Below are 23,473 nucleotides of genomic sequence, written 5' to 3'. Positions count from 1 at the left end.
TTACTCCCCCAGGAATTTCGGTTCGCGTTTTTCCACGAAGGCCGCCACGCCTTCCTTGGCATCCTCCGATTTCAGCATTTTCCGATAGACCTCAAGCTCATCACCGCGCATTTTCTCGAACGCCTCTTCCAGCGGCACGCATTCGATGGCCCGCTGCACTTCCTTCACGCTCTGCATGGCCAAAGGCGCGGACCACGCGATGCTCGCCGCCCACTCCCGAGCGGCATCTATAAGCCCTTCTTTCGGAACAACTTTATTGACCAAACCGTAGTGCGCCGCTTCCGTTGCGGTCATCCTCCGACCCAGCAGGAACATCTCCATCGCGATGTTGTGCGGAATGCGCCGGGGTAGGCGCTGCAAAGCGCCGGCATCAGGCACGATTCCCAATGGCATCTCGGGCAATCCGAATTCCACATGATCGGCGGCAATCATCAGGTCACAGGCCATCGCCATCTCGAATCCGCCACCGATGGCCAACCCGTTGATCGCCGCGATCACCGGCTTGTTCAACGCCCAGTTCTCGGTCAGCCCGGTGAATCCGCCAAAGCCGTAATCATCGCTTTCCCACCAATTATCGAGCTGCATCTCGCCTGCGTTCAGCGCCTTCAGATCCCACCCCGCAGAGAAGATTTTGTCGCCACCGCCAGTCAGGATGGCACAGCGCAACTCCTTGTCCTCATGCAATTCCCGGAACGCCTCCGCCAGCGCGCGGCTGGTCTCCACGTCAATCGCATTCACCTTCGGACGGTCCAGCGTGACCTCGAGCACATGACCGTCTCGAACGACCTTGACCCCTTCAGACATAACATTTTCTCCTTACTTGAAAGCGGGCATCACTTCGTCGCAGAACAACTTCATCGAGCGTTTCTGCGCGTCGGCATCCAATCCCATTGACGCATAGTAGACAAAGGCATCGACGCCCAATGCCTCATAACGTTTCAGTTTCCGGATCACCGTGTCGGGCGAACCGAAAAGCAGGTTTTCCTCCAGCATTGCCGGGTCATATTGCTCGCGCCCTGCCAGTTCCTCCAAGGGAATCTGCTTGGGAAAGCCGTTCTCCACGTCTCCCGCATTGCGGAACAGGTTTTCGAACTGCCCCAACACCAAACGGATCGCATTCAGAGCTCTCTGCCGGTCAGCCTCGTTATCGTAAACGGCGGCATGGCGCATCATCGCGAATATCGGGCGAAAATCGTGGCCAGCCTTCTCGATCGCCTCATCAAGCCGTTGTTTGTAAAGTTCGGCCTCCGAGAACGGGCGGGTCAGAGGCCAGCTCAGGACGTTGCAGCGCTCGCGCAGCGCATAGTCAAACGTGATCGGCGACCGCGCGGCGACCCAGACCGGCACCTCATCCTGCAAGGGCTTGGGACAAGACGTGGCGGTGGGAAATTTCCAGAACTCACCGTCATGGGAATAGTCGCCCTTCCACAGGGCCCGCACAGCCGGCAACATCTCCTGCATGTACTGCCACGCATCCGATTGTTTGAGACCGGGATGCATCCGGTCAAACTCACGCTGATAGGCACCTGAACCGATTCCGAATTCCAGCCGCCCACCGCTGATCAGGTCGAGAAACGCCGCTTCCCCGGCAAGCCCGATCGGGTGCCAGTAGGCGGCGGTGGCAACAGCAGTGCCAAGGCGGATACGATCGGTATGCTCGGACCACCATGTCAAAATCTGAAACGGGTTGGGCGCGATGGTCATTTCGAGCGCGTGATGTTCGGCGGCCCAGACGATGTCGAACCCACCTTCTTCGGCCATCTGCACCATCTCAAGCGTGTGATCACGTACCGCGCGCATGTCCGCACCGTCGCTTACCCGTTCAAGGTTGATTGCCAGTTGAAACTTCATTGTCATGCCTCCCTCAGCGCATCACGAACGGATTGGCCATCGGCGCATCCGACGTGTTCATCCACACCGTCTTGGGTCTGGTATAATCGTACATCGCCTGGAACCCGCTCTCCCGGCCATAGCCCGAGCCCTTGACCCCACCGAACTCGGCAATCGGCGAGACGACACGATAGGTGTTGACCCAGACGATCCCGGCACGCACCGCATCTGCCATCCGCAGCGAGCGCGCGCTGTCGCGGGTAAAGATACCAGCGGCCAGCCCATGTTCCGTGTCATTGGCCAGTTCGATGACCTCGTCCTCGGTCTTGAACGTCTGCACGCAGAGGACCGGGCCGAAAAGCTCGGTATCGACGATGCGCAAATCCTGCCGCGGGCACGACACGATGGTGGGCTCGAAATACAGGCCATGCATGCCCTCGGGTCGTTTCCCGCCGGTAAGCACCGTCGCACCCTCCTCCACCGCGAAGGCCAGCTCGCTCTCGATCCGGTCGCGTTGTCCCGGCGTGCAGAGCGGACCCATCTGGGTTTCGTCCGCCAGCGGGTCGCCGATCGTGATCTCGCGGGCTTGCGTAACCATGCGATCAAGGAATTCCTCGGCGATGTCCTCATGCAGGTAAAGCCGCGAGCCAGCGACACAGCTTTGCCCCGTCGCCCCGAAGATGCCTGCGATAGAGGCGTTGACGGCACTTTCGATATTGGCGTCGTCAAAGACGATGAAGGGCGACTTGCCGCCAAGCTCGAGGCTCACCTCGGCAAAGTTGTTCTTGGTGTTCTCAAGCACATGCCGCGCCGCCCCCGGGCCACCGGTGAAGCTTACGCGCGCCACCAGCTTATGGCTGGTCAGCGCCCGACCGCACGGGTTTCCGTGACCGGTGATGATATTGACCACACCCGGAGGAAACCCGGCCTCCTCAATCAGCTTGCCAAACTCCAACATTGCGGCGGAGGCGTGTTCGCTGGCCTTCAACACCACCGTATTGCCCGCCGCCAGTGCGGGCCCAATTTTCACCGCCACAAGGAAAAGCTGGCTGTTCCATGGCACCACGGCCGCCACTACTCCCAGCGGCTCGCGCTTGGTAAAGACAAACAGGTCGGGCTTGTCTATAGGCAGCGTCTCGCCGCTGATCTTGTCGGCGCAGCCGGCGAAGAACTGGAAGAATTCGGCGATATAGGCCGCCTGCCACTTGGTTTCCTTCAGCATTTTGCCGGTGTCGATGCTTTCGATGCGCCCCAGTGTTTCCGACCGCTCAACCAGCAACTCGGCTAACCGCCGAAGACATTTGCCCCTCTGCGTCGGGGTCATCTTCGACCACGGGCCTTTCAGAAAGGCCTCGTGCGCGGCCTGCACAGCGGTTTCGACATCGGCCTCCGTGGCCTCCGGCACACGCGACCAAACTTCGCCAGTCGCCGGATTCGTGCTGTCGAACGCCCCCCCGTCCGACGCATCGACCCAGGCGCCATTGATCAGCATTTGATAGGCTTGAATTTCTGCCATTCTGTCTCTCCCGGTCAACATTCGACTCATACAGAACGGTTTTTGGTGCTCGGGATATGCAAAAAATCGTCACTCGGCGTCGAAAAATCTGAAGCCGAATTTCGCAGAACGGTCAGGTTGAGCGGAAAGGAGCTGCCACGATATGACCGCGACTTGCGAGCAGGTGACCGACGGGGTGCCGAAAATCGGCGTTAGGGTCACAGCCGGAATCGCGGCCTCTCAGACCCGGAACGAGGACCACTGATGCACACCACTCCAGACGGCACCGCCTATGAAATAACAGGGCCTTCCCACGCCCCTTGCGTGGTGCTCATTCATGGGCTTGGACTGAACAAGGATTGCTGGCAATGGACAATTCCGGCGCTTGCCGATGACTATCGCGTGCTCAGCTATGATCTCTACGGCCACGGGCAATCCGCCGATCCAAAAGCCCCCCCAAACCTGTCACTTTTTTCCAAGCAATTACAAAACCTAATGATGCATTGCGGCATGTCGAAAGCCTGTATCGTCGGGTTCTCTTTGGGGGGGATGATCGCCCGCCGCTTTGCGCAGGACGTGCCGTCAATGACGCGTGCGTTGATCATCCTCCATTCCCCGCACAAGCGCAGCGCCGAGGCGCAAGCCGCCATTCTGGCCCGTGTGGAACAAGCCCGCGAGATGGGCCCGGCGGCAACGGTCGATGCGGCGCTCGAACGCTGGTTCACAGATGCCTACCGGACGGCCAACCCGGCGATGATGGACACCGTGCGCGGCTGGGTTCTCGCCAATCGCACGGGCATCTATGACACGATATATCGCGTCCTCGCTGACGGCATTGACGAAATCGTGTTGCCTGAGCCGCCGCTCTCCTGTCCGGCGCTGGTGATTACCGGAGACGAGGATTTCGGCAACGGGCCTGAAATGACCGACGCCATCGCGGCCGAGATCGACGGCGCCGAGGCGCTTGTTCTGCCCGGCCTGCGGCACATGGCGCTCGCCGAAAACCCCGGCGCTATCAACCTGCCGATCCGGCGTTTTCTGGACGATCTCGCAAAGGAACAGAACCAATGAGCAGCTCGATACTCAAGGGTGTGCGGGTTCTGGACCTGAGCCGAATGCTTTCCGGCCCGTATTGCAGCATGTTCCTTGCTGATCACGGCGCCGAGGTAATCAAGATCGAAAGCGGCACGGGCGATACCAGCCGCCACAACGGCCCCTACCGCTCGGATGACCCTGACCACGATTGGGCCGGTTACTTTGTCAGTCTGAACCGCGGCAAGAAGAGCATTCAGCTTGATCTCAAGTCGCCGCAGGGTAAGGCCGACTTTCGCAAGCTGGCCGCGACGGTGGATGTCGTTCTGGAAAACTTCCGGCCCGGTGTGATGGACCGGCTCGGGCTGTCATACGAATCCCTCGCGGCGGAAAACCCTAGGCTCGTCTATGCCGCCATTCGCGGCTTTGGCGACCCGCGCACAGGGGTCAGCCCTTACGGCAACTGGCCGTCCTACGACGTGGTCGCACAGTCGATGGGTGGGCTGATGTCGATGACCGGCCCCGATGCGCAAAGCCCCACCAAGGTGGGCCCCGGCATCGGCGATGTGTTTGCCGGTATGATGATGTCTTTCGGCATCCTCGCGGCTTTGCGAGAGGCCGAGGCCACAGGCATCGGCCAATTTGTCGATGTCGCAATGTATGACGCGATGATCTCGCTCTGCGAGCGCATGGTCTACCAGCACGACATGACCGGAGCGGTGCCCGGCCCTGAGGGCAACGGGCATCCCTTTCTCGTCCCCTTCGGCCTCTATCCCGCTACGGACGGCCATGTCGCGCTTGGGATCGTCGACGACAGTTTCTGGCAGATTCTGACCACGGTCATGAACAGGCCAGAACTGGGAAGTGATAGCCGCTTTGCCACGCGCGCCGGCCGGGCCCAACACGCCGCGGAAATCAACAAGATCGTCTCGGGGTGGAGCGCGGAGCATAGCAAGGCGGAAATGACAGAAATGCTGGGCGGTCGAGTCCCCTTCGGCCCGCTGAATACCATAGCAGATATCTTCAAGGACCCTCATGTCGAAGCCCGGAACATGCTCGAACGGATCAAACATCCCGACCCGGACCATGCGCCGTGGACGGTGGCGGCCAACCCTCTGCGCTTTACGGGGCAAGAGCAACGCCTCCTTCCGGCGCCGCCTCGGCTCGGGGAGCATAATGATCTGACCTCCACGCTGGACAATGTTTCGGCAATGGATGCCGAGGCCAAACACGCCCTGCGCGATGCCTTTGGCAGCTTTGCGACTGGCGTGACGGTGGTGACCACCCGTCAGGACGATGGCATGCCCCGGGGCTTTACCGCGAACTCGTTCAGCTCGGTTTCGCTGGACCCGCCATTGTTGCTCGTTTGCATTGCCAAGACCGCGCACAGCCGCGATGCTTTCGTCTCGGCGGAGCACTTCGCGGTCAATATTCTCGCAGACGACCAGAAAGAGGTTTCCGGGCTGTTCGCCTCCCGGTCCCCCGACAAGTTCAAGCTCTCCAAGTGGCACTCAGGCCCACGGGACATGCCGCTGCTCAACGGCGCGCTCGCCTGTTTCACTTGTGCTCGTCACCGGCTGGTTGACGCTGGTGATCATCTTGTTCTGATCGGGCGCGTTCTGACGCACCACTCCCGGGACGGGCAGCCTTTGGGCTTCTTTCGCGGAGCATATTTCGATCTGAGCCTGGAAAGCAGCTTGGTGGACGCTGCAACCCAACCCGGAGAAGGCACGATCGGCGCGGTTCTGGCCGACCGCGAGACGGTTTTGCTGGAAGAGAAACCAGATGGGCTCGTCACCATATCCAAGGCCCCGACGGCGGACAACACGGTGCAGGGCATGTTGGATCATCTCGCGAAACGTGGCCTCGACCCAAAGCTCGACCACCTCTACGCCGTCTTCCAGAATGCGCAGACCGGCACCCACTCAATCGTCTATCATGGCTCGGTTAGCGGGGCAGCGCCGAAAGGCCTGAGGTTCTACGATCTCGATGCACTGCCGCTCGACCGAGTCGAAAGCGACGCCGAACGTTCCATGCTGCGCCGCTACCAGCGGGAGTACCGGCACGGTCGTTTCGGTATCTATCACGGGACGGAAACCAACGGGATCGTCCATGCGATCTCGGGCCAGACCGAATACAATATCCTACAGGAGAACTGAAATGCTTCCGGAACTGAGAAAAGTCGTTACGTACGATGAAGATATTCACACCGAAGGCGGCCGCGCCGCCGACCCGATGCTGCGAATGATCGGTGTTGCAGCGGTGGTTTCGAATCCTTGAAGCGGGCGCGGCTTTGTCGATGACCTGTCTCCCGAAATCCGCCGCATGGCACCGCTTCTGGGCAAACTCCTGACTGACCGGATGATCGACCTTGCGGGATCAGGGGCGGTAATCGAAGCATACGGCAAAGCCTGCGTCGCCGGCACGGATTGCGAACTGGAACACGCCTCGGCGCTGATCCATACATTGCAGTTCGGAAACTTCTACCGTGAGGCGGTTGGTGCCAAAAGCTATCTTGGCTTCACCAATTCGCGTGGCCCTGCCAATACGCAGATCCAAATACCGTTGATGGACAAACACGACACCGGTCGTCGCTCGCACTACCTGACTGTACAATTTGCAATCAATGACGCCCCTGCCTCGGATGAACTGGTCGTGGCCTTGGGTGGCGCAACCGGTGGCAGACCGCACCATCGGATCGGGGACCGATACTCTGATCTGGCGGCACTCGGTCGCGATGTGCAAGACCCTGCCGGCGTGAGCGCGGAAGACGACCGCAACTCGGACGGTTGAAGCACCTTTTGCTGGTTCGCTCTGTTCAAGGTCTGAGCAATCGTTCGGCCCGATACATCGCCGCCGCGTGTCCCGGTGGTTTTTCGCGCGCCCACCTCCAGCAATGGCTCCAAGGCATAGGCATCGCTCTTGCCGGTGGCGGGCTTCGCAAGATGCGTAGCGCCCCTCGTCCCCTCGGTCAGAACGAGAGACAGCCGATTTATAAAGTATTCCCGGTTTGCTTTATGATACTTCAGCGTCTCTTGCGATGGGCCGATCGTTGCCCGGCAAACCCGCCCTCCGATAATAGAACTTTTGAACTGCGCATCTGCGTGGCAACCCCGCGCCAGCCTCAGCCGTCCTTTCGCCGTGACAGCCTTGCGATGACGGCAAAGAACAGCGGCACGAACAGCACGCCCAGAACCGTCGCCGTGATCGTCCCCGAAAGCACACCGCTGCCGATCGCGGTGCGCCCGCCGGACCCGGCGCCGGTACTCAAGACCAGCGGCAGAACGCCCAGACTGAACGCCATCGAGGTCATGATTATGGGTCGGAACCGCTGTCGCGCCGCCTCGACGGCGGCCTCCAGGATCGATTCTCCGGCCTCGCGCTTGTCCCGCGCGAATTCAACGATCAGGATCGCGTTCTTGCTGGTCAGGCCGATCACTGTCAGCAAACCCACCTGGAAGAACACCCCGTTTTTGAAGCCGCCCAGCCAGGCACCGCCCAGCGCGCCGACCACGCCGATGGGCATCGCCAGCATCACCGCGAAGGGGATCGACCAAGATTCATAAAGCGCGGCCAGCGCCAGAAAGATCGCGGCCAGCGACAGCCCGTAAAGCAGCGGCGCCTGGCTGCCCGATTGCTGCTCTTCCAACGACAGGCCGGTTAGTGAAACTTGAAACCCCGGCGGCAACTGCTCGGCCAACCGCTCGATCTCGGCGATCGCTTCACCGGTGCTGACCCCCGGCACGGGCGAGCCCTGGATCTGCATAGAAGGCACCCCGTTGTAGCGATTCACGCCTTGCGGCCCCTGCGTCCAGCTAGCGGTGACGAAGTTTGAAAACGGAACCAGCCCGCCGTTGGCATTGCGCACGCGCCATTTCTCGATGTCCGACGGAGTGCTGCGCGCCTCAGGCTCGCCCTGCACATAGACCCGCTTGATGCGGCCCTCGTCGACGAAATCATTGACGTATTGCCCCGCCCAGGCGGTGCTCAGAAGGTTGCCCACGTCAGTCGCGGCCACGCCCATGGCGCCCGCACGGCGCCAGTCGATGTCCAAGTCGAACTGCGCCGCATCCTCAAGCCCGCTGGGCCGTGCACTGGCGATCAGCGGGCTTTCAGCGGCCATGCCAAGCATCTGATTGCGGGCCTGCAGAAGCTGCTCGTGGGTCTGCCCGCCGCGCGCCTGCACGTAGAAATCGAACCCCGATACATTGCCCAGTTCAATCACCGAGGGCGGCACGATGGGAAAGACCTGCGCGCCCTGGATCTGACTGAACGCGCCAAAGGCCCGCCCCGCCAGCGCCTGGACGCTCTGATCCGCCGCCTCGCGTTTCTTCCAGTCCTTCAGCCGGACGAAGGCCAGTCCCAGATTCTGCCCCCGTCCCGCAAAGCTGAAGCCGACGACGCCAAAGACGGATTCCACCATCTCGCTTTCCTGCGTCAGGTAGTAATTCTCGACCTGCTTGACCACGTCCAACGTCTGCTCGGCGGTGGTGCCGGTGGGGCCCTGGATCAGGGTGAACATGATGCCTTGGTCCTCTTCGGGCAGGAACCCCTCTGGCGTGCGCAGGAAAAGGCCCACCATCACCGCGACGATGCCGAGGTAGACGATGCCCAACCGCACGGGCCGCTTGACGATCCAACCGACGGTGCCTGCATAGCCACCCAACAGGCCATCGAACCCCCGGTTGAACAGGCCGAACGGCCCGTGCCGCGTGCCTTCTTCATGCTTGCCCTTCAGCAGCGACGCACACAGCGCCGGCGTCAGCGTCAGCGCCACGACCACCGAGAGAATCATCGCCGAGATGATCGTGACCGAGAACTGTTGGTAAATCACCCCGGTCGAGCCGGGAAAGAACGCCATCGGCACGAACACCGCCGACAGGACCACGGCGATGCCGATCAGCGCGCCGGTGATCTCGTCCATCGACTTGCGCGTCGCCTCACGGGGCGAAAGCCCTTCCTGCTCCATGATGCGCTCGACGTTCTCGACCACGACGATGGCGTCATCCACCAGAAGGCCGATGGCCAGCACCATCGCCAGCATGGTCAGCGTGTTGATGGAAAAGCCCATCAATGACAGCACGCCGAAAGTGCCCATCAGAACAACCGGCACGGCCAGCGTCGGGATCAACGTCGCGCGCAGGTTTTGCAGAAACAGATACATCACCAGAAACACCAACACGATCGCCTCGACCAAGGTCTTGATGACCTCCTTGATGGAAATCTCGACAAAAGGTGTGGTGTCATAGGGGATCACGTATTCGACCCCCTCGGGGAAGAACTCGGACAGTTCCGCAACGCGGGACTCGACCGCGCCGGCCGTGTCCAACGCGTTGGCCCCGGGTGCCAGACTGATTGCCAGGCCGGACGCGGCCTGTTGGTTGTAGCGCGAAATGGTGCCGTAAGTCTCGGCGCCGATTTCGACCCGCGCCACGTCATTGACCAGTACGAGACCACCGTCGGTTTCCGCACGGATCACGATCTGGCGGAAATCCTCGGGGGTGGTCAGCAGCGATTGCACCGTGATCGTCGCGTTCAGCACCTGCCCCTCGACCGCTGGGCGCGCGCCGAATTCCCCGGCCGATATCTGAGCGTTCTGCACACGCACCGCATCCACAACGTCCTGCGGGGTCAGTTCGAACGCGGCCAGCTTGGAAGGATCCAACCAGATGCGCATGGCATATTGCGCGCCAAAGACCTGCACATTGCCGACACCCTCGACGCGGCTCAGCTCGTTCACCATGTTGGTTTCCAGGTAGTCACCCAGATCAGTCGCGTCGTAGCCACCGTTTTCGGCGATCAGCGCGATCACCATCAGGAATCCGGACGACGATTTCTGAACAGTAACGCCCTGTCGCTGCACCGGCTCGGGCAGTAGCGCGGTCGCCTGCGCCAGCTTGTTCTGCACCTGGACCTGCGCGATGTCGGGATCTGTTCCCGTCTCGAAGGTCAGCGTGATGCTGGCCCCACCCGCACTGGTCGAGCTGGACGAAATGTAGCGCAGCCCATCGAGCCCGGTCATCTGCTGCTCAATCACCTGCGTGACGGTATTGGCCACCGTTTCTGCACTTGCTCCGGGATAGGAGGCATTAACCGACACCGTCGGCGACGCGATCTGCGGATATTGTGCGACCGGCAGCGTGACGATGGACAGAACACCAATGCCCAGAATGAAGATCGAGATGGCCCAGGCAAAGATCGGTCGGTCGATGAAAAAACGGGCCATGATACGGGCGCTCCGGTCAGGTCGGTGTCAGGTTCGGATCGGTTTATTCAGCGGGGGCTCCGGCTTCGGGCGTGACCCCGTTTTGGCCTTCGGCTGCGCGCTCCTGCGCCTTCACCTTGGCGCCGGCCGACGCCTTTTGCAGACCCTTGACGACGACACGGTCGCCGTCTTCAAGACCCCCGGTGACGACCCAAGACTGGCCCACGTCCTGACGTATGGTCAAAACGCGCTGCTCGACCGTGCCGTCCGGGCCAACGATCATCGCGGTGGGCTGGCCGCGCCGGTTGCGCGCGACCCCCTCCTGAGGCACCACGAAGGCGCCCTCGGCCCGGCCGCTGGGCATTTCGGCCTGCACATACATGCCAGGCAGCAGCAGCTTGTCGGGATTGGCGAACTCGATCCGCAGCACGACGACGCCGGTCAGCGGATCGACGACGGGCTCGGCCGCGGTCAGGGTGCCGGTCTGGTCGAACACGCTGCCATCGGCCAGTGTCAGCGTCACCTCCTGGGGGATGTCCTTGACGCGTTCGTCGCGATGGCTCCTGCGAAAGGCCAGGATTTCCGCCGCCGATTGCGTCACGTCCACATAGACCTGGTCGATGTTGCGCACCGTCGCCAGCGGGGCCTGCTGGCTGGCCGTGACCAGCGCGCCGGGGCTGACCATCGAGAGCCCGATCTCGCCCGACAGGCGCGCGCGGATGACGGTGTGGTCCTGCTCGATCCGGGCCGCTTGCAGCTGCGCCTCGGCGACCTGAAGACTGGCGACAGCGCCATCGCGCGCAGCGATCGTGCTGTCCAGGGCCTGCTCGCTAACCACGTTGCGGCTTGATAATGTCTCCAGCCGCTCGGCCTCGCGGCGGGTGGCCTTGACCTGTGCCTGCGCCTGGGCGACGGCGGCCTCGGCCTGAGCGACGGCGGCGTCATAGCGCGCCGCGTCGATCCGGTAGAGGATATCACCCGCCTCGACGTGCCCGCCCTCGTCAAAGAGGCGCTCGGTGATGATGCCCGCCACCTGCGGGCGCACCTCGGCCTCGGACGAGGCGACAACGCGACCCGGCAGGGTCGTCGTCAGTTACACGTCCTGCTCCTTGACCGTCACCACCGTTACCGCGGGCGGCGGCCTGTCGCTTTGCTGGGCCGGCGCCGGCAGCGCCGCAGCGATCAGAACGGACAGCAGCGCCATCCGGTACAGGAAAGGAGCGAAATCAGGCATGGGTTCAAGGTCCGGTTCAGGCAAGACAGGGATAGCCAGAGGCACAATAGGTAAAATGACCCGGCGAACAAGGCATTCGGTCCGCGGTGCGCCCGCAGATGTGGCGCGCCCTGAGGCGGCGATGCGGGCGTCTTACAGAGGGTCGTTTGTGTAGGCAACGCGATTGTCATACCAGCCCCCGTGGGTCGGCAGCGCGCCGCTTCTTCCGCGCGTATGAGCAAACATCACCAAATGGGATGGCCATCCAAAGGCACCCGTCAGATCGCGGTCATCCGAGCCGCCATCATTGATGGGCAACTACGTGTTTCTCGATAAGCTGCCCGCACCGCAGGTTTGGCCCGCTTCCGCCGGATCAACAGGCTCCCTGACGTTCATCGACCTCCTCACCGGACTTGCGCGGAACCAAGGCTCGGACGAGATCGCGCATGTGCAGGACACCGACCTGACGGCCGCTTTCCATGACGCGGTAATTGTTCGTCGTATCGCCCTTCGACACCGCAATAACCGATTCCAGCGTGTCGTTGAAATCCACCTCGCCGGCGATGTCGCCCGGCATTTGGGCCGTCTTTTCCATCACCGAACGGACTCGAAGAACACGGGCCCGGTTGATATCGCTCACGAACGCCTCGATGTAGGGGTCGTTCGGGTTGAGGAGGATATTCTGGGGTTCACCCTGTTGCACCACGAAGCCCTCCTTCAGGATGACCAGGTGATCAGCCAGCTTCAAAGCTTCGTCGAGATCGTGGGTTATGAAAACCACTGTTTTGGCCAGCTCCCCCTGCAATTCGATTAGCAAGTCCTGCATGTCCGTGCGGATCAGCGGGTCCAGGGCCGAGAACGCCTCGTCCATGAGCATGATGTCCGAGTTCGAGGTCAGTGCCCGGGCAATCCCGACGCGCTGCTGCATGCCACCCGAGAGCTGCGCAGGATACTGCTCCCCCTGCCCCTCAAGACCCACGCGATTAAGCCAATTCGTCACCTCTTCGACGTATTGCCGTCGATTTTTACCTTCGATGGCCCAAGACATGCCGGCATTCTCCAGCACCGTCCGGTGCGGAAGCAGCGCGAATTTCTGGAACACCATCGACATCTCATTCTGCCGAAGCCGCCGTAGGCGGCGTTCGTTGTAGTCAAGTATGTTCTCGCCATTCACATGGACCTCGCCCGCCGTAGGCTCGATTAGCCGATTGAGGTGGCGGATCAGAGTGGATTTCCCGGACCCAGAAAGCCCCATGATGACCGTGGTCTTGCCCGTCGGCATGTCGACATTGATGTCGTTCAGCCCAAGGACGTGGCCGGTTTCGCGTTGCAGCTCGGCCTTGCCCGTGCCGGTGCGCACCTTTTCCAGCGCGGACTGGGGGTCTTCGCCGAATATCTTGTAGAGGTTGCGCACCGAGATTTTGATGTCGTCGCTCATGACTTTTGCTCCGCGTTGATCCGCGCCAGGGCGGCCTTGGTGACCCGATCGAGGATGATCGCGAGCAGCACAATGCCAAGCCCGGATAGCAGGCCGACGCCCAGCTCAAGGCTACGGATCCCGCGCAGAACCAACACGCCGAGACCCGGCGCCGACACCAGCGAGGCGATAACCACCATCGCGAGGCTCATCATGATCGTCTGGTTCACACCTGCCATGATGTTCGGCAGGGCCAGCGGAATCTGGACGCCAAACAACTTCTGCCGCTTGGTCATGCCGAAGGCGTCTGCGGCCTCGATCACGTCCTTGTCCACGAGACGGATGCCGAGATCGGTCAACCGCACCACCGGGACAATGGCATAGAGGATGATGGCGATGCCATAGAGCTTGGGCTCGGTGACGGAGAAGAGAAAAATCAGCGGGATCAGATAAACGAAGGGCGGCAATGTCTGAAGCATGTCCAGCACCGGTATCAACGCCTTTTGCACGCGGTCATTGCGCGACATGGCAATGCCGATGGGCACGCCCAACAGCACGCATATGAAGGCACAGACAAAGATGATCGCCAGCGTCTGCATGGTGTGATCATAGAAATCAATAAACGCCAGGAACCCGAAACAGGCTGCAACCAGCGCCACCAGCTTGCCCGAGCGCCCAACACCCCAGGTAACAAGCATCAACATCGGGATCATGATCCACCACGGAACGGCCTGCATGGTCCAGAGCGCGTTTTCCAATGCCCAACTCAGCGGTTGGGTCAGCGGATCGACCACGACCTTGAGGCTATCCTTGATGTCCAGAAAGCCACGCTCCAACCCGCGGGTCAGGTCACGCGACTGCGGGACGCTGCTGCAAGCCTCGTTAAGGGCGTCGAGCGAAGGGAAGGGGATATCCCAGACCGTGGTTTCCGTCTCGCCTCCGGCCTGGCCCATGAGATCGGCCATAGAACTGAGCCCGCCGCTCTGCTCTGCACCGCACCAATCTCGCAAGCCCAATGTATCGAAGAGAAAATCGTAAGTCGCCATTTTTCACTTTCCCGGATCCGGAACGGACCGTTTGAATGCCTTCCGGGCACCGGGTTCATTGCTCCGCGCGCACCGCGATGAGCATGAATGGAACCTTCTCGCAAGCGGCTCACTCGTGTCCTTGCAGCGGGACTGCCATCTGGCACAGGCGCCACGACAGTCATCGAGAAAGAACACAGACCGTAGCGCTGCGGCGCCAAAGGACCGGCGGGGAAACAGCCATGCTTCCCCGCCGGATTCATTTCTTCCTGTCGTTACTGCTCCAGCAACTGTGACAGGTTCTCGCGCGCGCTTTCGTTCAGCCACTCGCTCCAGGTATCTTGGTTGTTCTGCAGGTAGTAGACCGCGGCTTCCTCGGTGGAGGCGTTATTCTCATCCTGCCAGGCCAGCAGCTGGCTCATCTTGGACGTCTCGAACGACACCTTGCTGAAGAAGTCGGCCAGCTCGGGGTTGTTGTCGTGGAAATCCTTGGTGACGACCGTCAGGATAGGCGCGGTCGGGAAGGCCGAGGGCTGCGGATTGGGGTTGTCGGCGTTTTGGTTGGCTGCATGCGCCTCTTCGTCCAATTCACCTAGATCAACGCTCGTCATATCGAACTTGCCGAGTGGCGTGGTCGGCCCCCAGTAGTAGCCAAACCACGGCTCCTCGCTCTCGTAGGCCGACGCCATCGAGGTGGCGAGCGTCTCGCCCGAGCCATGGTTGAACACCTCAATTCCGTGACCTTCAAGATCGTAGGCGCGGGCCAGGTTATCACTGACGATCCGGCAGCCCCAGCCATCTGGACAGTTGTTGAACATGCCCCCGACAAGTTCGGGATTCTCGAGGATGCCCTCGATCGTCGTCAACTCGGGATGTTCTTCTGCCAAGTAGGTCGGGATCCACCAGCCCTCGACCCCGCCGGGGTTCAGCACGCTGGTGAGTTCGACGATTCGACCGTTTTGCTTCAGCTTATCGTAGGCCGCCCCTGCCGAGTTCGGCCACATTTCGGGCACGACGTCGGGTTCATTGTTCTCCGACAACGACGTTACAGCCGGCGTGGTGTCCGAGGGCACTACCGTGACGTCACAGGAATAACCCTGGGTCAGCAGAAACTCGGAGACCGCAACGACGATCTGCGCCGAGGCCCAGTTCATCTCCGCAATCGAGACTTCACCGCAATCCTGAGCGGCTGCGGCCACCGGCATCGTCGCTGCGAGTGCGGTTCCCAACAAGTAACGTTTCATATCGACATCTTCTTAGTTTGGGTTCGTCGCGAGCGCGTCAACAGGGATGCGTCGCGAGAACGTGGCACCAATCCGCCGAAACTCTGATGCTGCGGCAGCCAGGCGGCTGTCGCATTCAAAAGGCGTAAGAGGTAAGTGATGAGGGGAACGAAACAGGTTTGCGCTAGTGGTGCAACCCGATCGCGTCACCCCGTGTTTCGTCGCGCCACACAGGGTGACGGCCCCGCATTGACAGGCTGTCAACAGAAGCCTCAATCGCTCGGAACGCCTTTAACGGTTGCCTGGGCGTGGCCTCCTTATGTGGCGTAGGTTTGTGATAGCAGCGACGTCCTGCAATCAGATCGGGACGTTGCGAAGGCGCCTCTGGCACCGGAAGGTCATGGGGCTGGGACACGCCTCAAGGTGCTGCTCACAGATTGCGACCGAATCGTCCGAGCCGATACAGAGGTCCGGGTCGCCGCGTCAAAGCTCAACGTCTTTGGCCGACCGTATTCGGCAGATGCGTTCCACCACCGCAGCCATCGCGATTTAAAAAGATAATGCCATTCAGAACACGCCGATCATCGGTTCGGGGCGTGCCGTGGGAATCCGGGGAAAAGGCTCCAGCCGCGTCACCTGCGCGTCGGTCGGCCAGAAGAGATCAGACCTGCCGCTTCTCCGTTTTCTCAGAGCGATGACCCAGCAAGTAGCATCAAATTCAGTGGGCCCCTCATCCTAGGCTTTGCCGGTTGCTGAAACACGTTACAAACTTGGGTTGAAAGCAATCGTGAGTCGATTGTTAATGGAACGCTCGCACCCCCTGTTATCGGCTGCTCTTCTGTCTCAAGCCAATGACGTGTTCGCTGTCACGGACAAGGTCGGGTTTGGCCATATCTCGAACAATTGCGAAGTGGATGGCCGCTTGTTCCTGGAAAGATAGTGGTTCAAGAACGCCAGAAGCTTGTGGTGCGTGCTCCGACCCATGGGCGCGCCTCGCCCAGCACATCCATCACAAATCAGCCTCGCGCAGGGTCCGGCGTTCGGCGGTGGTGACGCCGTTGGTGATCATCCATGTGACAAAGAATGACACCGACCCGGCAAGGTAAAGCATCATCGAAATGGCCACATAGGCACGCGCCTGCGACACCTGCTGCATCACCTCGCCGAGCGCCTCGTACATGCCGAGGGTCAGCGCATTCAACTTTGTCGGTCGGTCTATTGTGACAGTTGCCACGTGACCATCTCGCTCGAGGGTAATTCTGCCTTCCATTCTAGTCTCCGTCAGTCGGTGTGGATTTAGGCGTGGATCGCCCATGACGAGCCGCCGCAACGGCGCGCGCCGCCCACGGACCCACCAGGAAGATAAGCGCAATCAACAGGATCATCGCCGCCAGAGGCTGCGTGACGACGGCAAGGAGGTCAAAACCTTCCATAATAAGTGCGCGACGCAGCGAGACCTCGATGATCGGTGCAAGTACGAGTCCGAGGATGACCGGGGCCAGCGGGTACTTCCCCGCCTCGAGCACCAGGCCGACGCAGGCGAAGACTAGCATGAGCGTGGCGGCATCTGTATCGCCATACGCGAGCGATCCGATGACGCAGACCGATAGGATACCGGTGGCAAGGACCTGATAGTGAAGGCACCTTGGTGACTCTTGCGCCAGTTGAAAGTCGACCATGGCAGCCAGAAAGATCGAAGCGGCCGCTTTGCCCAAGGAAAGGGCGTGAACTGGCTATCTTTCTGTTGAGTGAGTGGGCGCGCCTAGAACCGGCTTCTATCGGGCGATAAACCTCTGCTCTGACGAGATCGTTATGATGAGCTCACCCCGCCAGCCGTTCGGTGTCGTCGGCGTTTTGCTCCAAAAGCGCGAACTCGACGTTGAACGTGGTGCCTGTGCCTATTTGACTTTCATAATAGATGTCGCCCCTCATCTGCTGTGCCAATTGCTTGGAGATATGCAGACCGAGCCCAGATCCTTGTGTGGAGCCTTGTTCGCTATTTGCCACTTGTTCAAAACGACCGAAGACTTGCTTTTCCATGCCTTCGGGGATCCCTTGACCTGTGTCTTTGATCGACAACCTTACGTTGCGGCCCGTGACGTGTATCGCACCCTCGACGACGCCGTCTTTTCTGGAAAACTTGATGGCATTGGACAGCAGGTTGTCGATGATCTGACGGATCGCGAAGGCATCGCCTGAAACGAATGCGGGCTGTTCGGTCTGCGCCTTGACAAGGTGTATGCCCCGTTCGGCCGCAAAGAGCTTGTTCTCTTGAAGGCTCTCATCAAGGAGGCGGTCAAGATCGACAGCCTCGCATTCCAAAGACAATGCGCCGATGTCCATCTTTTGCGCCAGCAAAATATGGTCGATCATTCGTGACAGACGGACGCCGTTTCGGTGTGCAATTTCGAGCAGCGACTGTACAGGGCCACTCAATTCTCCAAGACGGCCACTGAGCGCGAGTTCCAAGCCACCTCTCAGCGATGTGAGGGGCGTTCGCATTTCATGACTGACGACCGAAACGAATTCGTCTTTCGCGCGATTGGCGTGATTTGCCTTTTCGAGTGCGTCCTCCAAAGACGTATGGATGGCGATTCTGTCCGTGATGTCCACGAAGGTAATGCTCCAGCCAAGCACCGCCTCTGATGGGTTGAGCGGGCTTTCAATCTTCTGGATCCGAGGTTCGTAATCGCGCTGCCCTATGCGCAGCTGAGCGACGCTGTCGGACGTGGTCAAGTGTTCGACATTCGCAAACAGGTCGTGCAACACATGGCCGGCGCCGTTATCCAGATTTCTGGATTTTGCCGCCGTGTTCATAAGCACGATGTCGCGCTGCTTATCGATCAGAACAACAGGTTCGCTCATGGTGTTAAATAGGACGGACTGACCAATAGAGGCCATATCCATCGTCTTGTTTGTAACGAGCAACCAAGAGAACGCGAGAACACCAAGCGTGAACATGAAGGCCGTGGGATCGAGTCCGAAGACGGTAAAACCAAGGCCCACATAGGCTGCATTCGCTGCAAGAGGTGTCACGGTGATCACGGCAAGCATGGTCACCAATGGCCACGCGGCCCGCTTGGCGCGAGCGAATGCTTTGGCAAGGCGCACGAGCGTTACGAGCACGAAAGAGTAAAGAATTGCGACGATCGCGTAGAAGCCCGGCCCGTGAACGTAATTTATGTGGTCACTACCGGCCTGAATGACCGTGGCTTCGGTATAGACAAGGTTGTGCCATTGGTTCGTCGCGGCCAACGCGAAAATACCAACGGGCAACGCGATCAGTGTGGCGCGGGCAATGCGCGTATGGACCCACGACGCATTATCCACATAGGAGACCACGAAGTAACACCAGGCGAGCGGAACCAGAGCATTGCCCAGCCAGGCCATGATCGCCCATTGAAGCTGACAGGAGAAGCTGCTCGAGGCTGCCTCGAAACCGACGCTCAACAGCATCCAGATTATCCCGATGAACGTGAGCGCGTAAAATACCTTGCCATTGAACTTTTGGGTTATCAGCATCCAAAGCATGGTAAAGGCAGCCAGCGCAATGATGCCTGTTGCGACAAAGAAAACAGGATCCGCCAGTGCTCCCGCAAAGCATGTCATCGAGTTCGTTCCCAAATTCTACCGATCTTTCATTGCATCAGAACATGCGGACGTGTTCAAAGTTTGACCGCAGTTGGGTTTTGTTGATCTACTGATGTGAAATTGCTCGGTCGCATGATCGCCTCATGGTGAATATCCGGGTTTGATGTTTGGATCAAACCTCGCACACATCTTTTGCGACAGCCGGGCTCCGCCTGTGCAAAATGCGGCGACATCTTGCTGATGATGCTCCATCCTTCTCAAGCGTTGGAGCCTCTGGCAAACCCGGCACGACGCGGGGCTGTCCGTTACGTCATCCGCAGTTCCCGGAGCAGAAGATCGCGGCAGATTTCGATGGCTTGCTCTCCGGTGATCACGTCGTCATGGATCGACAGACCCAGCCACAGACCGTCCGATATGGCGACAAAGCTCAGGGTGATACGCCGCGCATCGACCGATATGCCGGTCTCTTTGGCGGCGGCGTCGACCATGCGTTCCACACGATTGATATAGTCGCGGTAAAGCTGACGATTGGCCTTGCGCACATGCGGGTTGAACCGGGTCTCATGCCACAGCGCAAGAAACGCGGTGCGGTTCAGATCGGTGAAGATCGCCGGCGCGAATAGGAAGTCCGGCAGCGTCAGCAGCTTCTGTGTCGCGGTGGCGTCCTGACGGTCAAGTGAGGTCTTGATCGAGCCCGAAATCTGGCTGAACAGGTGTTGGAGCGCCGCGACCATCACCTCATCCTTGGTGCTGAAATAATGTCCCAGAAGGCCACGCGAACTGCCGGCCTGCTTGCATATGGATGCGACAGTCGTCCCCGAGACGCCATGCTCCGCCAGAGATCTGATCGCCCCTTCCACAAAGGATTTGCGCCTGTATTCGTTGATTTCCGCATGGGTGCGCGGGCGTGTTTTACCCAGTGTGGGCGAGGTATCGGACATTCCGGGCTCCTGAAGAATCTGCACGTGCCATCATAGGGGCGTTATTGGCGGACGTAAATTTTTTGTTGATCGTCCAACAAATTTATGAATGCTTGATAAGATCAACACCGCCAAGAAAAGGATACTGGAAATGCGCCCCGAAGATGTTGTGAACTTGGATGCCTATCCGATTGCCGACCGTGACGACCCCCGTCGCGCCGCCCTTGTCGCGCGTCTCAAGCAGGAGCTCGACCAAAATCAGTATGTCTCGCTCCCTGACTTCATTCGCCCCGAGGCGCGCCTGCGCGCCGTGGCCGATGCCGAGGGCGCGCTTCCCCGCGCGCATCACAATTGTTCAGAGCGCAATTGCTATCTACAGCGAAAGGGCGATCCGTCGCTGTCTGAAAGCCATCCGATCAACATGTTCCTGAGCGCGAGCATGCGGATGCTGGCCTATGACCGGTTCAACGAAGACAGCCCCGTGAAGACACTTTATCACTGGGCACCGGTTCGCGAATTCATTGCCGAGATCGTCGGCAGCGAAACACTCTATGACAACGCGGACCCCAGCCAACCTGTGAACCTTGTCTGCTACAAGACCGGCGATAGGTCCGCATGGCATTTCGACTCCGTCAACGCCTTTACCATGACCCTCATGCTACAGGCGTCCGAAAGCGGCGGTGATTTCGAAATGGTGCCCAACACCCGAAGCGACGACGATCAGAACTACGACTATGTCGCGGCGGTTTTGCGGGGCGAACGCCCGGACGACACCGTGTCGGTCGCCCGTGAGGCCGGGGCGCTCTGCGTCTTCCGGGGGTGCAACTCATTGCACAGGGTATCCCCGGTCGAGGGCGACACGATGCGTATCATGGGTGTTTTCGTCTACGAGACGGCCCCGGGCGTTGTCGGTGACCCGGAAGTCAACGCCACCATCTATGGCCGCGAAGAAGCGGTCGGATAAGCCCCGGCATACCCACCACTCAAAAATCAGCCAACCCGTCAGAAGCGTTGGCGAACACCCACAAGGAGGACAAGATGACCAATGATCCAAGACATGTCCGCGCCCCGAGACAGGGCGATGTCACACGCAGAAAATTCATTCAGCACTCCATGGCCACCGGCGTGGCCCTTTCGGCGGCAGCGGGCCTCGCGCGCACAGCGCAGGCCTCAGCCCCCGTCAAGGGCGGTCACATGCGGTTCGGCATGGGCCACGGCAGTTCCACCGATGTGCTGGACCCCGGCAAGGTTCTCAACGGTCTTTTGTCATCGACCCATTATGCCGTGACCAACACCCTGACCGAGGTCGACACCAATGGCGCGCTTGTGCCCAAGCTCGCCACCGAATGGGATTCGAGCCCTGATGCCCGGGTCTGGAGTTTCAAGCTAAGGTCCGGTGTCGAATTTCACGACGGCAAGTCGCTGACCGCCGAAGACGTGATCGCTTCGATCAATCACCATCGGGGCGAAAATTCATCGTCTTCGGCCAAGACGATGATGGACCCGGTTCTCGAGGTCAGACAGGACGGGCCGGACCGCGTGGTTGTGGAACTGGCCGGTGGCGACGCGGATTTCCCCTTCAAGCTGAGCAGCTTCAACTTCCCCATATATGCCGCGCGGGACGATGGCAGTCTGGCCTTCGAAAACGGTGTGGGCGTGGGCGCTTACCGGTTGGTGAATTTCGAACCGGGGGTGCGGGCCGCCTTCGAGAAGAACCCGAACTACTGGCACGAGGACCGTGGCCATTTCGACAGCGCCGAACTTGTGTCGATCCCCGATGTCACGGCGCGGACAAACGCGCTCAGGACCGGTGAAATCGACGGTATGGACCGTGTCGAACTCAAAACCATCGATCTCTTGCGTCAGACCGCTGGCATCACCGTCAGCGAGGTGGAGGGCAAGACGCATTACACCTTCCCGATGCACACCAACACCGCGCCGTTTGATGATCATCACATCCGCATGGCCGTGAAACTTGGCCTCGATCGTGAAGCCTTGCTTGAAACCATCCTGTTCGGTCACGGACAGATCGGCAACGATCACCCGATCAGTGCGGCCTACCCGTTCCACAACGCCGAACTTGAACAGCGCGCCTATGACCCCGACAAGGCCCGGTGGCATCTCAGGCAGGCGGGGCTTGATAGCGTGGATCTGTCGCTCAGTGCCGCGGACGCCGCCTTTACCGGCGCGGTGGATGCCGCCGTCCTCTACAAGGAGCACGCCGCCAAAGCGGGGATCAACATCGAGGTCAATCGCGAGGTCGATGACGGGTATTGGTCCGAAGTCTGGATGAAAAAGCCGTGGTGCGCCTGCTACTGGCCCGGCTATGCAACGCCCGACAGCATCTTTACCCAAGCTTATGCCGCAGGGGCGTCATGGAACGATACCTTCTGGGATCATCAGCAGTTCAACGATTTGCTTGTGCGGGCCCGGTCCGAACTTGACCCGAATGTGCGCGGTGAAATGTACGCCGATATGCAACGACTGGTCCGTGACGACGGCGGCGCCATCGTGCCTTTCTTCGCCAATGACGTGTTCGCGGTCACGGACAAGGTCGGGTTTGGCCAGATCTCGAACAATTACGAAGTGGATGGCCGCTTGTTCCTGGAAAGATGGTGGTTCAAGAACGCCTGAAGCCTGCGGGGCGCGCTCCGACCGATGGGCGCGCCTTCTCTTTCACCGCCATCACAAGTCGGCCTCGCGCAGGGTCCGGCGTTCGGCAGTGGTGACGGCGTCGGTGATCATCCAAGTGACAAAGAGTGACACCGATTCGGCAAGATAGAGCATCATTGAGAAGACGACATAGGCGCGCGCCTGCGACGAGGTGTTGACACCGTCGACAAAGATCATGCCAATCACAATGGCAAAGCCGACAGTGCCCCAGAAAATGCCCCACCAGAGCGGCATGAGCCAATGCTTGTCCTGCTTGATCCCGAAGCCCAGCACGAGATTCCGCATCGCCTCGTAGGGCTTCCAGAAAAACGCGACCGGCACGAAATACCAATAGACCGACCCCGCCGGTGTCACCGATTGCGGACCCCGCAGCGCGACAAGCGTGTCGGTGCTTTTCTTCTTCCAGACAAGATACAGCACCGTCGCGACAAGCGATGGCAACACGGTAATCGCGATAAGACCCGGCTGTGTCTCAAACGCGAGCACCATGGCCAATCGCGCCTCGGGCGAGCCCTGAACCGCGATCAGCACCGCACAGATCACCGAGACAACGGCAGAGACATGCAGCGAGATCGCCAGTGCCTTGGAGATACCGGTTACATCCACCGCCTGTGGGGCGGGCATCGCGGCCGGGGCGATGGGCGCTGCGGCCTGCGTTCCGGTGGCCGCGACGTTGACCTGCAAATCCGGCGATGGCGCGGGGGCCGGGGCGGCGGCCTCCGACTCACCCAACGCGTCGCGGATATCTTCAAACTCTTCGCGGGTGATTTCTCCGCGTGCAAATCGCTCAGCGGCGATCTCTATCGCTTTTGACATGTCCCGTTCGCCCCTGTCATGACCCGTCCCGAC

Annotated in this window: 18 protein-coding genes and 2 pseudogenes; 5 read left to right on the top strand and 15 right to left on the bottom strand. The window is 60.2% G+C overall.

From position 1 onward, the window contains the following. The 3 genes from V8359_RS15985 to V8359_RS15975 are packed head-to-tail and all read right to left on the bottom strand — an operon-like array spanning position 1 to position 3,346. Positions 1-804: a carnitinyl-CoA dehydratase gene (locus V8359_RS15985; protein ID WP_336430065.1), complete on the bottom strand. Its 804-nt coding sequence runs from the start codon at positions 802-804 to the stop codon at positions 1-3. A gap of 12 nt (positions 805-816) precedes the next feature. Continuing rightward, positions 817-1,851, bottom strand: coding sequence for an LLM class flavin-dependent oxidoreductase (locus V8359_RS15980; RefSeq protein WP_336430064.1), 1,035 nt, complete (start codon positions 1,849-1,851; stop codon positions 817-819). Between the two features lie 13 nt (positions 1,852-1,864). After that, a complete protein-coding gene (locus V8359_RS15975; protein WP_336430063.1) occupies positions 1,865-3,346 on the bottom strand; it encodes an aldehyde dehydrogenase in 1,482 nt (493 codons plus the stop codon). Positions 3,347-3,589: 243 nt separating this feature from the next. On the opposite strand from V8359_RS15975, the gene V8359_RS15970 reads away from it, so the two are divergent. The 3 genes and pseudogenes from V8359_RS15970 (at position 3,590) to V8359_RS15960 (ending at position 7,150) form a co-directional block, all read left to right on the top strand. Beyond that, a complete protein-coding gene (locus V8359_RS15970) occupies positions 3,590-4,396 on the top strand; it encodes an alpha/beta fold hydrolase (RefSeq protein ID WP_336430062.1) in 807 nt (268 codons plus the stop codon). Beyond that, positions 4,393-6,516: a CoA transferase gene (locus V8359_RS15965; protein WP_336430061.1), complete on the top strand. Its 2,124-nt coding sequence runs from the start codon at positions 4,393-4,395 to the stop codon at positions 6,514-6,516. The genes V8359_RS15970 and V8359_RS15965 overlap by 4 nt, the downstream gene beginning before the upstream one ends. Before the next feature lies 1 nt (position 6,517). Beyond that, a pseudogene (locus V8359_RS15960) lies at positions 6,518-7,150 on the top strand (amino acid synthesis family protein). Between the two features lie 331 nt (positions 7,151-7,481). Here the strand turns inward: V8359_RS15960 and V8359_RS15955 are convergent. The 11 genes and pseudogenes from V8359_RS15955 to V8359_RS15905 all read right to left on the bottom strand — a co-directional run bounded on the left by V8359_RS15955 (position 7,482) and on the right by V8359_RS15905 (position 19,972). Then, a complete protein-coding gene (locus V8359_RS15955; protein WP_336430060.1) occupies positions 7,482-10,583 on the bottom strand; it encodes an efflux RND transporter permease subunit in 3,102 nt (1,033 codons plus the stop codon). Between the two features lie 43 nt (positions 10,584-10,626). Continuing rightward, entirely contained in the window at positions 10,627-11,643 is a 1,017-nt protein-coding gene (locus V8359_RS15950; protein WP_336430165.1) for an efflux RND transporter periplasmic adaptor subunit, read from the bottom strand. A 12-nt stretch (positions 11,644-11,655) separates the two neighbouring features. After that, positions 11,656-11,796, bottom strand: a complete 141-nt coding sequence (locus tag V8359_RS15945; RefSeq protein ID WP_336430059.1) for a hypothetical protein — start codon at positions 11,794-11,796, stop codon at positions 11,656-11,658. A gap of 352 nt (positions 11,797-12,148) precedes the next feature. Beyond that, the gene (locus V8359_RS15940) at positions 12,149-13,213 is read right to left on the bottom strand and encodes a quaternary amine ABC transporter ATP-binding protein (RefSeq protein WP_336430058.1); all 1,065 of its coding nucleotides are present in this window, start codon (positions 13,211-13,213) and stop codon (positions 12,149-12,151) included. Beyond that, a complete protein-coding gene (locus tag V8359_RS15935; protein WP_336430057.1) occupies positions 13,210-14,238 on the bottom strand; it encodes an ABC transporter permease in 1,029 nt (342 codons plus the stop codon). The genes V8359_RS15940 and V8359_RS15935 overlap by 4 nt, the downstream gene beginning before the upstream one ends. 254 nt (positions 14,239-14,492) lie before the next feature. Then, positions 14,493-15,461, bottom strand: a complete 969-nt coding sequence (locus V8359_RS15930; protein ID WP_336430056.1) for an ABC transporter substrate-binding protein — start codon at positions 15,459-15,461, stop codon at positions 14,493-14,495. A gap of 470 nt (positions 15,462-15,931) precedes the next feature. Continuing rightward, a pseudogene (locus tag V8359_RS15925) lies at positions 15,932-16,130 on the bottom strand (transposase); the annotation flags it as partial. 319 nt (positions 16,131-16,449) lie between these two features. Next, positions 16,450-16,710: an enoyl-CoA hydratase/isomerase family protein gene (locus V8359_RS15920; protein ID WP_336430055.1), complete on the bottom strand. Its 261-nt coding sequence runs from the start codon at positions 16,708-16,710 to the stop codon at positions 16,450-16,452. Position 16,711: 1 nt separating this feature from the next. Further along, entirely contained in the window at positions 16,712-17,155 is a 444-nt protein-coding gene (locus V8359_RS15915) for a hypothetical protein (RefSeq protein WP_336430054.1), read from the bottom strand. Between the two features lie 106 nt (positions 17,156-17,261). Further along, the gene (locus tag V8359_RS15910; protein WP_336430053.1) at positions 17,262-19,049 is read right to left on the bottom strand and encodes a sensor histidine kinase; all 1,788 of its coding nucleotides are present in this window, start codon (positions 19,047-19,049) and stop codon (positions 17,262-17,264) included. Positions 19,050-19,336: 287 nt separating this feature from the next. Beyond that, positions 19,337-19,972: a TetR/AcrR family transcriptional regulator gene (locus V8359_RS15905; protein WP_336430052.1), complete on the bottom strand. Its 636-nt coding sequence runs from the start codon at positions 19,970-19,972 to the stop codon at positions 19,337-19,339. Positions 19,973-20,060: 88 nt separating this feature from the next. On the opposite strand from V8359_RS15905, the gene V8359_RS15900 reads away from it, so the two are divergent. Both V8359_RS15900 and V8359_RS15895 read left to right on the top strand, forming a co-directional pair. Next, positions 20,061-20,915 carry a HalD/BesD family halogenase gene (locus V8359_RS15900; protein ID WP_336430051.1) on the top strand — a complete coding sequence of 285 codons (855 nt, stop codon included), beginning with the start codon at positions 20,061-20,063 and terminating at the stop codon, positions 20,913-20,915. A gap of 74 nt (positions 20,916-20,989) precedes the next feature. Next, positions 20,990-22,585: an ABC transporter substrate-binding protein gene (locus V8359_RS15895; RefSeq protein WP_336430050.1), complete on the top strand. Its 1,596-nt coding sequence runs from the start codon at positions 20,990-20,992 to the stop codon at positions 22,583-22,585. Positions 22,586-22,636: 51 nt separating this feature from the next. Here the strand turns inward: V8359_RS15895 and V8359_RS15890 are convergent, their stop codons facing one another. After that, entirely contained in the window at positions 22,637-23,440 is an 804-nt protein-coding gene (locus V8359_RS15890) for a DUF4328 domain-containing protein (RefSeq protein WP_336430049.1), read from the bottom strand. Positions 23,441-23,473 lie beyond the last annotated feature (33 nt).

The sequence above is a fragment of the Roseovarius sp. E0-M6 genome, from assembly GCF_037083845.1.
Lineage (GTDB): Bacteria > Pseudomonadota > Alphaproteobacteria > Rhodobacterales > Rhodobacteraceae > Roseovarius.
The sequence above is the reverse complement of the archived record's forward strand: the minus strand, read 5'-3'. Positions and strand labels throughout refer to the sequence as shown.